This window comes from Chitinophagaceae bacterium, from assembly GCA_016717285.1.
Taxonomy (GTDB): domain Bacteria; phylum Bacteroidota; class Bacteroidia; order Chitinophagales; family UBA10324; genus JACCZZ01.
In genome coordinates this window covers 84,280-96,567 of sequence record JADKFU010000003.1, presented here as the reverse complement: position 1 = coordinate 96,567, position 12,288 = coordinate 84,280, and the positions used below count along the sequence as shown (strand labels likewise).

Genomic DNA, 12,288 nt, shown 5'->3' with positions numbered 1-12,288 from the left:
ATCAGTAAAATTTCAATGCCACCAACTGGCTCATTAAACCAATAAAATAACCTAGTGAAATTTCATTGAGGTCATGTGCGCCGGTCAATAGCCTGCTGCTGCCAACGATGCCTGCTGTCAAAGCCATTGCCATCAACAGAAATGAATAATCGGTTTGTGATAGCAGGCACATAGCAAAAGTGAGGATGAAAAGGCAGGACATGGAAGCTGCGTGAATACTCACTTTCTTAAAAATGGTAATCATGAAACAGGCAAAGAGTGTGATGGTTGCGCCAAGCACCACAATGCTGAGTATTTCAGGCAAGCCTGATTTTCGAAACACCACATACGTCCAGATGTACATCGCTCCACTCGTGATGTACGGCACGAGCCTTTCCTGTTGCGATTCCATTTCGAGCGATGCTACAAATCCCAGTTTCCAGATGAGCAGAATGGCGATCACCGGGAAAAGAAAGGTGTTGATGAAAACGGTTAGAAATATTTTAACCAGTTCTCCGGAATCATAGCTCGAGAACAACAGCGGATTGGTGCAATAGATTAACAGAAATGCATAGGTTGGCAGGATAAGCGGGTGAAAAATATAAGAAATGATTTTAGCGGAAAGCTGCACAGAGAGTCGTTAGCTGCTTGTTCAATTTAAATGTTGATTAAAGTTCTTTCCTTAACCTTGCTACCGGTATTTCTAATTGTTCACGGTATTTTGCAACGGTTCTTCGTGCAATGTTATATCCTTTTTCTTTCAGCAGGTCGGTGAGTTTTTCATCAGACAACGGTTTCTTTTTATTTTCTACGGAAATCATGTCGAGCAATATTTTTTTCACCTCACGTGTGGAAACCTCTTCACCACTGTCCGTGGAAAGTGATTCGGAAAAAAATGATTTTAATCGCAATGTTCCCCATTCAGTTTGTACATATTTGCTGTTGGCAACACGCGACACAGTAGAAATATCAAGACCGGTACCTTCGGCAATGTCTTTTAAAATCATTGGCCGCAACTTGGTTTCGTCCCCGCTCACAAGGTATTCATACTGGTATTCCATAATGGCATTCATTGTGAGCAATAATGTTTGTTGTCTTTGACGTATCGCGTCAATAAACCATTTGGCCGAATCAATTTTTTGTTTGATAAACATCACTGCATCGCGTTGCTGCCTGTCCTTCTTCGTGCCTTTCTGATAATCGCGCAGCATATCGCGAAACTGCTGACTGATGCGCAACTCAGGAACATTCATTTGATTGAGTGAAAGCTCCAGCACACCTTCCGTATTAATGATAAAAAATCAGGAATAATTATTTTTTGAAGGTCACCTGCACCTGTGTAGGCACTGCCGGGTTTCGGATTGAGGTGAATGATGGTATTGATAACCTGTTTAAACAATTCATCATCGATATCCAACTGCTTTTGCAGTTTTTCATAGTGTTTTTTACAAATTCATCGAAGTAATCTTTAATCACCTTCTGCGCCAGTTCGCGTATCTGCTGGTTGCTTATCTTTCTTCCAAGTTGCAGCAACAGGCATTCCTGCAGATCCCGGGCGCCAGCTCCGGGCGGATCAAACTGCTGAATAAGTTTCAGTACTTCCTCGAGTTCTTTTTCCGTGCAGGTTACATTTTGGGAAAAAGCCAAATCATCTACCATGGCATCAAGTGGCCGCCGCAGGTATCCGTCATCATCAATGCTGCCAATGATGTATTCACCCAATCCGTGTTTGTGTTCATCGAGCTCTTCCATGCTCAGTTGCTCTTCAAGGTATTCATGAAAACTTCTGAAAACAGGAATGGGAATTACACGCTTGTCATCCTGCTCCGGATAATTTTCGTCGCGAAGTTTATAATCAGGCGTTTCATCATCATCTGTATAATCGCTCAGATCAGGTTCATCATCCACTACCATTTCTTCTTCCTTTTCCGCTTCGGTTTCATTGGTAGGAACATCTTCTTCAACGGTAACTTCTTTTTCCACTTCTTCTGCAGGCTCATCTGCCGGCTCTTCTTCATCACGTTCTCCTTCTTCCTCTTCGCTTTGCTTGTCGTCGCGTTCTTCTTCCGACGTTTCATCATCAAGCCCTTCTTCCAAAGCAGGGTTGGCTTCCAGTTCTTCTTTAATGCGTTCTTCCAAAGAATCCGTAGGCACCTGCAGCAGTTTGATCAACTGTATCTGCTGTGGCGACAGCTTCTGCAACATTTTCTGAAATTGTCCTTGCTTGAGCATGCGAATTTTATAAAATTAAATTGCGGTAAAGATAAAGAGTAATCAACGTACTCTTCAAGTTTTTATGCTTATAGTGAAGTGAAATTAATGGTTATTTTCGCCCTCTTGTATAGTAGCGCGACGTTCATACTTTTTTGAAATTCCTTAATAAAAATGAAAACAGTTTATATAGCAGACCTGTCAAAGCATGAAGGACAGGAAGTGACCTTGCAGGGCTGGACGGCTAACAAACGTTCAGGCAAGGGAATTTTTTTCATCATCCTTCGCGATGGAACAGGGTTCTGCCAATGTGTGGTGGATGAAAAATCAGTACCGGCAGCAGACTTTGAAAATGCCGGCAGCCTTACGATGGAAAGTTCCTGTACCATACAGGGTTTGGTAGTAAAGGATGAAAGGCAAATCGGAGGATATGAATTACGTGCATCGCAGGTTTCAGTGATCAGCATAGCACAGGAATATCCTATTTCCAAAAAGGAGCATGGTGTTGATTTTTTAATGGACAACCGTCACCTGTGGTTGCGTTCACAGCGTCAGTGGGCCATCATGCGCATTCGCAATGCGATGATTTTTTCGATCCACCGTTTTTTCAACAGGAAGGGATTTGTACAGGCCGATGCGCCCCTTTTTACAGGCAATGCAGTGGAAGGAACGAGTACTTTGTTTGAAACAGATTTTTATGGAAAGCCTGCATATCTCTCGCAATCAGGTCAGTTGTATGGCGAAGCAATGGCAATGGCAATGGGCAAAATTTACACGTTCGGTCCTACATTCCGTGCAGAAAAATCAAAAACACGCAGGCACTTGTCGGAGTTCTGGATGATTGAACCTGAGATGGCGTTCTATGATCTCGACATGAATATGGATCTGATTGAAGCCATGTTGAAATTTGTAATCAAAACATTGCTCGCTGAATGTAAGAGTGAATTTCAGATGATTGGTCGGGATACTACCATTCTTGAAAACCTTTCCGACAAGAAATTTCCACGGCTCACCTATGATGAAACCGTCCGCATCATTAAAGGTGAGCAGGATGTGAATGGAAAAAATGCGATTACTTCACTGGAAGATGAGCTGATTAGTGTACAGAAAAAAATAGCAGCAGCGAAAACTGAAATTGCGGACCGTGAAGAGAAAATGAAAGTGCCGGGGATGAAGAAAGGGGAAATCACCTTTAATCAAACCAGGATCGACAACCTGAAAAATGAGTTGAAAGATTTAGAGGAAGATGAACGCAACATTCCGCAATGGATCAATTCCGCAAAAACATTTGAGTACGGAAATGATTTGGGAGGCAGTGATGAAACTGTGATCACGCGTTTATTCGATGTGCCTATTTTAGTGTATAACTGGCCACATGAAGTGAAAGCATTTTACCTGAAACGCGACAAAGATCCACGATGGGCAAAAGGAGTGGATGTGCTGGCGCCGGAAGGTTATGGAGAAATTGTAGGTGGTGGTGAGCGGGAAACAGATATTGATTTGCTGATCGGAAAGATCATCGAGCATAAATTGCCGATGCAGGCTTTTGAATGGTATCTCGATTTGCGTCGCTTCGGCTCTGTACCACATGCTGGTTTCGGTTTGGGATTAGAAAGATTGATCGCCTGGGTTTGTAAACTGCCGCATGTGAGAGAGACGATTCCTTTTCCAAGGATGTATGGAAGATTGGAGCCTTGAGAATTAGGAATTAAGAATGGAGAATCAAGAATCGAAAAGGTGATTCTTTTTGAGAAACCTGAATAGTCAACTGGTGTTTGTAAAAACGACCGCATTCATTTTCCCGCTTAATCGATAATTGCGCTATCAGTTCTTCATCTGTGCAGTTGGTGAAATCTGTCACAGTTTTATTGCGCTGCCATGCCGTCCCTTGTCTGCCGGTATCTGCCGTCCCAGTTTTGATTGCAGGGCTTTGCGGGTTACCATGATGTAAGAATGTGTACAAAATATTCCTATAAATTGAATACAGGAACCAAGAGTAATCTTTACATTTGACTGACACCGAATATTTTCGAACCAGGGTTGAAGTTTGAAGTTTAGAGATTGCGGCATCTAAGATCTCTGAATAATACCGGACACTTCATGTCTTTGTCGCAGTTCTTTTTGAATTCATATATTCACAACATTACTACATCGGCACATCGAATCATTGGCACATCAAAACATCCGAACCTCATTCACGCTCACAAAGCCCCCGTTCTCCCTCCATCCACCGGCACATTAATTCCTGTGATATAACCCGCAGCAGGCGAAGCCAGAAACGCTGCCGCTGCCGCAATCTCCGAAGGATCAGCAAAACGATGCATCGGAATTTCATCCAGCATCTCTTCCTCAACGTCTTCTATACTGCGCCCTGTTTTTTCAGATTTGCCGCTCACGATTGACTGCAACCGTTCTGTATTCGTAGCTCCGGGAAGTACATTGTTGACGGTGATTCCAAATGGTGCGAGTTCTGTAGCCAGCGTTTTCGACCAGTTGGCCACTGCACCACGAATGGTATTGGAAACACCCAAACCGCGCAATGGAATCTTTACAGAAGTAGAAATAATATTGATGATGCGGCCGTAATTACTTTTTTTCATACCGGGCAACAACGCTGTTGCGAGCACATGATTGCAGATGAGATGATTGCTGAAGGCTGATTCAAATTGCTGCGTGGTGGCATCTACAATATTACCTGCCATAGGTCCACCGGTATTATTTACCAGTATCTGGTAAGTGGTGTCTTTCAATTGATGATGGATCAGTTCTTTCAGTTCATCCGGTTTTGAAAAATCCGCAAGAATGAAATCATGTTGTTGTCCTGAAGAGGTATCCAGTTCGCTGATGGCTTTGAGCAGTGCTTCTTCATTACGGGCAGTAAGGGTGATATTGGCACCGAGTTCTGCAAGCGCAATGGCCACCGCTTTTCCAATGCCTTTGCTGCTGCCGCATACCAATGCGTTCTTTCCGGCGAGATTTGTATTCATCTGTTATTGTGTTTTGTAATTAGCATGAAGCAGTGCTGAATAATTTTCTAAATTTACTTCAACTTTTTATCAGTCGTTAGTCAATAGTCATTAAAGTCATTTTCAATTCTTAATTCTTAATTCTTAATTCCATGATTCAACACGCCTTCAACTTTAAAACCTGGATTGATGAAAACCGCCATCTCCTCAAACCTCCTGTAGGCAACCGGCAGGTGTATGTTGGCAACGACAACTTTATAGTGATGGTAGTCGGCGGACCCAACTCCCGCAAAGATTATCATTACAATGAAACGGAAGAATTTTATTATCAGTTAGAGGGCGATGTAGTGGTAAAGATTGTGGATGAAGGTCAGTTTGTCGACATTCCGATTAAGGAAGGAGAAATATTCCTTTTACCAAAGCAAACACCGCATTCACCGCGGCGCGGTCCCAACACGATTGGACTGGTGATGGAAGTATATCGTCCGGATGCAAAAGATGGTTTTCAATGGTACTGCGAACAATGCGGCAATAAACTGCACGAAGAAAAGCTGCATGTAAAAGACATTGTAAAAGATCTTCCTGTCGTGATGAATAATTTCTACGCTTCTGAAGAGCTGCGTACCTGCAAAAAATGCGGGCATGTGATGGAGCCGCCGAAGTAGGCGATGATTATATCTACTTTTTAGGATGGAAGTGATCCGGTGAGCATTCTGGAAATGGGCGCGATGCGTATTATGCTGTCCCGAATAAATATTCGGTTTGAGTAATAGCAAATTAACAAATTTTAATCAAAATCTAATACCGGAAATAGGCGCTATGGTAGCGCTAACTGAAAGGTTGTGCGTTACTTTAAACAATCATCTGGAATTTTAATTATCTAAAACAACTTTTATGTTTAAAAAGCTTTTTGTTATAACATCAGCGCTTTTTTTCACTTAATTAACAGGATGTAATTCTGATGTCAAGGTGCAATCAGTTGGAGCGAGTTCGAATGCAGCTTCATTTGACAAGCAAGTGGCAAAGTCCTTTATCGACAGGGCGGACCATCAAACTTCAACTAATTGCAAAGCCAAACTTCAGTTCCGGCTGGATGTTCCTTGTTGAGCTTTTGTAATTAACTTCAACATTTTTATTTTTATTCAGACACTGTTACGGGCGGACACAACATCGATTCTCCACCTGCACAAAGCCGTGCATGTTATATTACACTTTAGGACGACACAAAGACAATGAAACAACTGAAAAAAAATATATTGACAACTGACGACAAGAAACGCAAATGGATCGCGGTCGGATTGACTGCTATTATTTCGGGACTTCTGACACTTTGGGGCATTTACGGAATTGGACAATATGGAATTGCCTTATTCATTTTGACACCTCTGTTCATTGGTGCCGGCTCAACAATTTTATATGGACTAAAAAAAGAAATAACAAAACGTGAAGCGTGGCTAACCGGACTTTTGACACTTGGAATTTTTACGGCAGGACTTTTAGTTTTTGCAATTGAAGGTGTAATCTGTATTGCCATGGCTGCACCTTTTGGACTTTTATTGACCTGGGTTGGTAGTTTAATTGGCTATGCAATAATCAACAAGACACCAAATAATGCGCCGACAGCGATGCTGATTTTAATTGGTATTATTCCGACAATGGCATTTATAGAAAAGGACAACGAACCTGCTTTGACTTCGGTTGTAACTTCAATAGAAATCAACGCAGACCCACAAACAGTTTGGAAGAACGTTGTTGAGTTTCCGCAACTTGACGAGCCGACCGAATTTATTTTTAAGACTGGAATTGCATATCCAATAAACGCAATAATCGAAGGAACAGGAGTTGGTGCTATTAGACATTGCAACTTTACGACAGGCAGTTTTGTAGAGCCAATAATAGTTTGGGACGAACCACGACTGCTAAAGTTTGACGTTTTAGAACAACCAGCACCAATGCAAGAACTCAGTTTTTGGGACATTGACGCACCACATTTACACGACTATTTTGTTTCTAAACAAGGACAATTCAAATTGACAGTGTTACCAAACGGCAAGACACTTTTAGAAGGAACAACCTGGTATTATCACAATATAAAACCAGCATTTTATTGGCAACTTTGGAGCGACCAAATTATTCACAAAATTCACGACAGAGTATTGACACACATTAAGACCAACTCCGAGAATGACAGGAAAAGCGGCATATAACAGCACCGAATGGCGGGTTTAAAATGCCTATCAGGTTTTGTGGTGGCAGGCAACCGCTGATAAACCTATAGACTGGATTGCTCCTGAATACACATTAAAAATTAAATGAAAACAATTAAATTCATTTTGCTTATCGTTCTATTTGCCATCATGGGTATTGTGGGGTATGTTTACTTTCTGACCTTTACTCCGCAAGGACGATTAAATTGGGGACAGGCAGTATTTTTAAAATTCACTGCCGGTGATAATGTATCCGAAATGGCGGACAGGATAAAACGGATGACTGTACTGGAACGAAGTCATTTTATAGATCAAATGCCCATAAATTTGGCGGAGGTAAGTGTAGATACATTGAAAATAACAAGCGATAGTCTGACAACCTATATTTTTAAGCCTGAGAACTTTGACAAAAATAGCCCTGTGATAATTTATTATCACGGAGGAGCATTCGTATTACCCTGGACAAATCTTTCTGTATCGTATGCAACACGGTTGTCCAAATTATATCATGCTATTGTAGTGGCGGTTGATTATAGAGTTGCTCCTGAACACTCTTTCCCAATTCCAAATAATGATTGTTTTGCAACTTTTCTTTGGACAATCTCAACCATCGAAAAATGGGGTGGTAACCCAGACAATATAATTGTTGCGGGTGAGAGTGCAGGTGCAACTTTTGCATCACTTGTGGCAATAAAAGCTAAACAACAGAATTTGACTAATATCAAATATCAAATTTTGGAATGTCCGGCTACTTATGCTCCTTTTAAAACAACTGCCTATCAGAAATATAGAATAGGATATTATTTGCAAGAGCCTGAAATGCAATATGCCTTAGAAAGTTATTTGCCAAATGAGGCTGACCGAACTAACCCGTTGGCATTTCCATTTTATTCAGATAGTTTAGCAAATCTACCACCAGCTTATATAATTACCTGTGAGTTTGATCCATTAAAAGATACTGGAAAAGACTTTGCTGAAAAGCTTAAAAAGGCAAAAGTGCAAACCATTTATAAAGAGATGAAAGGTATGGTTCATTGTATACCTGGACCTTTTAATGAAAAGGACAGAGCAAATTTATATAATGAAATATTATCTGAATCGGAGGGATATTTTAAAAATTAATTGTAATCGAATCGTAACAGGAAGACTGGCATCTCATTGAAAATGCGGCCAGTCACCAACAGGGGTTTTGAGGCAGGCGGGTTGATGAGCAAACCTGGAACTTTGTGATTACACGGACTTAAAAAAAGAAACAAAAAAGCGATAACATGAAAAAAGCTCAATACGAAGTAAGCATTAATGCATCAGCAAGTAAAGTTTACGACTTTATGCTCGGCATAAGCAATAAACAAACATACGAGCAATGGACTGCTCTGTTCAATCCTACTTCAACTTATGAAGGGAGTTGGATTAAGGGGAGTAAGATGCTGTTCATTGGGATAGATGATAAAGGTGAAAAAGGTGGTATGGTATCAGAAATCGCTGAAATCATTCCAGACCGTTTTGTTTCAATCCGGCATTTCGGACTTTTAAAAGCAAATAAAGAAATCACGGAAGGACCAGAAGTAGAACAATGGGCAAATGGATTTGAAAATTATACTTTCGAAGAAAACAACGGAACTACTACAGTTACTGTTGACTTAGACATCACGAAAGATTTTTTAGATTATATGAACCAGACCTATCCTAATGCCCTCGAGAGATTGAAAGAAATATGTGAAAAATGAAATAGCACGAAGCCATAACAATTACGAAGAAAGAAACTCAGTTTATAACAGCATAAAAGAAACTGGCGGTGGTTAAATGATGCTTCATACTTCGTGTTAAGTTTTGTGGTGGCACACTGTTAAGTGCTTTGAAATTGTCAACTTCTTGTAGCTGCGATGTTACAGCGACACTAACCTGCAACCAAAAAATTTAGAGAGAATTTATTTAATTTAACAACTTAAAAAAATCGATATGGCAACAAACAAAGTTTCACTTCACAGAGTTTTTACAGCTTCTCCTGAAAAAGTTTATAAAGCTTTCACAGACGCTGACGCCATGGCGTGCTGGCTACCACCTTACGGTTTTGTTTGCAAAGTTCATAGTATGGATTTTCAAATTGGAGGTAAATACAAAATGTCGTTTACTAATTTTGGTACGGGTAGTAGTCAGTCTTTTGGTGGCGAATATTTAGAAATCATACCCAATGAGCTAATAAAATATACGGACCAGTTTGACGATCCGAATTTACCAGGACAAATGATTACCAAAATAGAGTTGCGCAAAGTAATATGTGGTACAGAATTTTTTGCAACACAGGAAGGAATACCTGATGCAATTCCGGTTGAAATGTGTTATTTAGGCTGGCAGGAATCGTTAGACAAATTAAAACGTTTGGTAGAACCGAACATTCCGGATGCTTAACAAAGTAAAAACAAACATTAAAAATTAGAAAAATGGCAAAACAGATTTTTATCAATTTGGCAGTAAAAGACCTTCAAAAATCGATGGACTTTTATACTGCATTAGGTTTTTCAAACAATCCTCAATTTTCGGACGACGCGGGAAAGTGTATGGTTTGGAGTGAAAACATTTTTGTAATGCTTTTGACACACGATAAGTTTGCATCATTTGCAACCAAACCTATTGCAGACACAAAATCAGGTGTAGCAGGACTGTTTTCATTGTCGGTTGAAAGTATTGAGGAAGTAAATAGCATTACAACAAATGGAATAAAAGCCGGGGGAACAGAACCCAGCGAAATGAGAGATTACGGCTTTATGCAACAACGAACCATAGAAGATTTTGATGGACATACCTGGGAGATTTTCTATATGGACCTGTCAAAATTTCCAACCGAAAAATAAGGCCAAATCGGTAACCAGGTTTTTGCTTCAGAAGGACTGAAGTGCTACATTCAAGTTTAGTTCTTCGTTTGAACATTAATGGTAAATTCTGTTTTTGTGCTTCTATTTACGGCCCGAAAGCAAAAGACCCAAACTGTTTTCAGACATGTTGGACAATACTTCTTAAACATTAAGCTAAGCAACAAACGAAGAATGATGTCGCTGTTTTTTCGTAATCTTCTTTACACCACTTTGCAACCTGGCATGGTTGCCGGAGTAATTCCTTATTGGCTTACAGGAAAAAATGCTAAGACAACATTTGCAGCACCCTTTGTTGTGTATCATTTTTTAGGGATGCTGACATTTGCTATCGGATTTGTTCTCATGTTAATCTGCATTATAAGTTTTGCTATTCAGGGGAAGGGCACATTGTCACCCGCTGACCCTACCAAAAAATTGGTGATAGCAGGCCTTTACAGGTTTTCACGTAATCCCATGTATATTGGAGTAATGATGATGTTAATTGGAGAGAGCTTTTTTTTTCAATCAAATGTATTAGGAGCGTATTCCCTGCTGATTTTTATAGCCTTTAATATTTTCATCATCTACTTTGAAGAACCCCGTTTACGAAAAGACTTTGCTGATGATTATGACATCTATGTTAAGCAGGTGCGTAGATGGTTCTGATTTATCAAAATTATAAGTACAAAACCAGATTCTATAGATAGATCCAACCTTAGATAAAATGGAAGTATCAAAATCGGCTTTTAATTATACCAAACGCTAACATTATTTTGGAACTATGGAGGTTTTAGCGCTAAATACAAGTGCTGCTTTTATGTAGAATTGTATATGCTTCGATTTCGGGCACATTCTTTACGAATGTTAAATGATTGTAACAGGAGAAGCAGATTCACCTCTGGCATATTCAACAATTTATGAGAGTGAAAAAAAATGCTTTCTGAGAAAGCAGATAAAGTAAAAAAATAAAGACGTTGAATACTATTTAATGCATCCATCTAAAATCGTTAATCGATGTTCGTTATTCTATTTAAACTATCCTTCACTAAACAACATTGCCTCAAACTCACTTCTGCCCCTCCAGAATCCTGATATAATTCGCTCGCTCATAAGCCGTCGGATCTGAAATATATTGCTGACTCATCACGCCTTTAAAGGATGCAATGGCGGAGAAACCGCTGACAAGCATCCATGCTTCCAACTCTTTATTAATAGTAGTGATGATATCGATACCACCCTTATACAATGCAGAAGCAGTCATGGCTACATCGGCGCCGGCCAGAATGTATTTGATTACTTCGATAGCACTTTGCACACCTGTGGTTGCTGCTAAAGAAACCGGAACACGGCCATGCAACAACGCAATCCAAAGGAGTGGTAAACGGATCTCACTTGACTCACTGTATTGGAGGTTGTGTAAAATTTTCAATTCATTGATATCGAAATCAGGTTGGTAAAAACGATTGAACAACACCAATGCATCAGCACCCGACTGTTGCATCTTCAGGGCCATGTGACCTGTGGAACTGAAGTAAGGATTCAACTTCACGGCAATGGGAATCTTCACTGCACTTTTCACTAATTCAATGATGTGCAGGTAGCGATGCTCTACCGCAGAAGAGGCCATGTGTACATCGCCGGGAATAAAAAAGATATTGATTTCCAAACCATCAGCACCAACTTGTTCCATGTCTCGTGCATAAGTTATCCATCCTTCCGGTGTGATGCCATTCAGACTACCGATGATGGGAATCTTCACGCGTTCTTTTGCCTTGCGGATATGTTCGAGGTATTGATCTGTTCCCAAATGATATTCATCGAGATCAGGAAAAAATCCGGACGCCTCGGCAGAAAGATGGGTAGTGGAACCCTTGATAGCATTGTAATGCGCGGTTTCTTTTTAATCTGTTCTTCAAACAAAGAAAACAAGACCACCGCACCTGCGCCCGCATCTTCCATTCTTACGATGTTGCTTACTTCTTCCGAAAGGGTACAGGCGGAAACCACTACCGGCGAAGTGAGTGGTAAGCCCATGTAATTTGTTTTTAGATTCATGACTGTCAGCTCTTTTAG

The 12,288-nt window shown here is 40.4% G+C and carries 10 protein-coding genes and 2 pseudogenes; 8 read left to right on the top strand and 4 right to left on the bottom strand.

All coding sequences use genetic code 11. The features are described 5' to 3' along the window. Window position 1: 1 nt before the first annotated feature. Together IPO83_05225 and rpoN are read right to left on the bottom strand one after the other, a co-directional pair. Window positions 2-610 carry a hypothetical protein gene (locus IPO83_05225; GenBank protein MBK9730675.1) on the bottom strand — a complete coding sequence of 203 codons (609 nt, stop codon included), beginning with the start codon at window positions 608-610 and terminating at the stop codon, window positions 2-4. Window positions 611-647: 37 nt separating this feature from the next. Continuing rightward, a pseudogene (gene rpoN / locus IPO83_05220) lies at window positions 648-2,211 on the bottom strand (RNA polymerase factor sigma-54). Between the two features lie 153 nt (window positions 2,212-2,364). Between rpoN and IPO83_05215 the strand changes: the two are divergent. Next, window positions 2,365-3,888 (top strand): asparagine--tRNA ligase, encoded by a 1,524-nt coding sequence (locus IPO83_05215; GenBank protein MBK9730674.1) that lies wholly within the window; start codon window positions 2,365-2,367, stop codon window positions 3,886-3,888. 503 nt (window positions 3,889-4,391) lie between these two features. Here IPO83_05215 and IPO83_05210 read toward each other — a convergent pair. Continuing rightward, a complete protein-coding gene (locus IPO83_05210; GenBank protein ID MBK9730673.1) occupies window positions 4,392-5,177 on the bottom strand; it encodes an SDR family oxidoreductase in 786 nt (261 codons plus the stop codon). A 131-nt stretch (window positions 5,178-5,308) separates the two neighbouring features. Here IPO83_05210 and IPO83_05205 point away from each other — a divergent pair, with 131 nt between their 5' ends. The 7 genes from IPO83_05205 (at window position 5,309) to IPO83_05175 (ending at window position 10,881) form a co-directional block, all read left to right on the top strand. Next, on the top strand, window positions 5,309-5,821 hold the full coding sequence (locus IPO83_05205; protein MBK9730672.1) for a 3-hydroxyanthranilate 3,4-dioxygenase: 513 nt from the start codon (window positions 5,309-5,311) through the stop codon (window positions 5,819-5,821). A 567-nt stretch (window positions 5,822-6,388) separates the two neighbouring features. After that, window positions 6,389-7,363 carry a hypothetical protein gene (locus tag IPO83_05200; protein MBK9730671.1) on the top strand — a complete coding sequence of 325 codons (975 nt, stop codon included), beginning with the start codon at window positions 6,389-6,391 and terminating at the stop codon, window positions 7,361-7,363. Window positions 7,364-7,468: 105 nt separating this feature from the next. Then, a complete protein-coding gene (locus IPO83_05195; protein ID MBK9730670.1) occupies window positions 7,469-8,485 on the top strand; it encodes an alpha/beta hydrolase in 1,017 nt (338 codons plus the stop codon). A 146-nt stretch (window positions 8,486-8,631) separates the two neighbouring features. Continuing rightward, window positions 8,632-9,090 carry an SRPBCC domain-containing protein gene (locus tag IPO83_05190; GenBank protein MBK9730669.1) on the top strand — a complete coding sequence of 153 codons (459 nt, stop codon included), beginning with the start codon at window positions 8,632-8,634 and terminating at the stop codon, window positions 9,088-9,090. A gap of 232 nt (window positions 9,091-9,322) precedes the next feature. Then, the gene (locus tag IPO83_05185; GenBank protein ID MBK9730668.1) at window positions 9,323-9,772 is read left to right on the top strand and encodes an SRPBCC family protein; all 450 of its coding nucleotides are present in this window, start codon (window positions 9,323-9,325) and stop codon (window positions 9,770-9,772) included. A gap of 32 nt (window positions 9,773-9,804) precedes the next feature. Beyond that, entirely contained in the window at window positions 9,805-10,215 is a 411-nt protein-coding gene (locus IPO83_05180; GenBank protein ID MBK9730667.1) for a glyoxalase/bleomycin resistance/extradiol dioxygenase family protein, read from the top strand. Window positions 10,216-10,458: 243 nt separating this feature from the next. After that, window positions 10,459-10,881: an isoprenylcysteine carboxylmethyltransferase family protein gene (locus tag IPO83_05175; GenBank protein MBK9730666.1), complete on the top strand. Its 423-nt coding sequence runs from the start codon at window positions 10,459-10,461 to the stop codon at window positions 10,879-10,881. Between the two features lie 400 nt (window positions 10,882-11,281). Here the strand turns inward: IPO83_05175 and IPO83_05170 are convergent. Beyond that, window positions 11,282-12,270 (bottom strand): annotated as a pseudogene (locus tag IPO83_05170) (dihydroorotate dehydrogenase-like protein). Window positions 12,271-12,288: the final 18 nt, after the last annotated feature.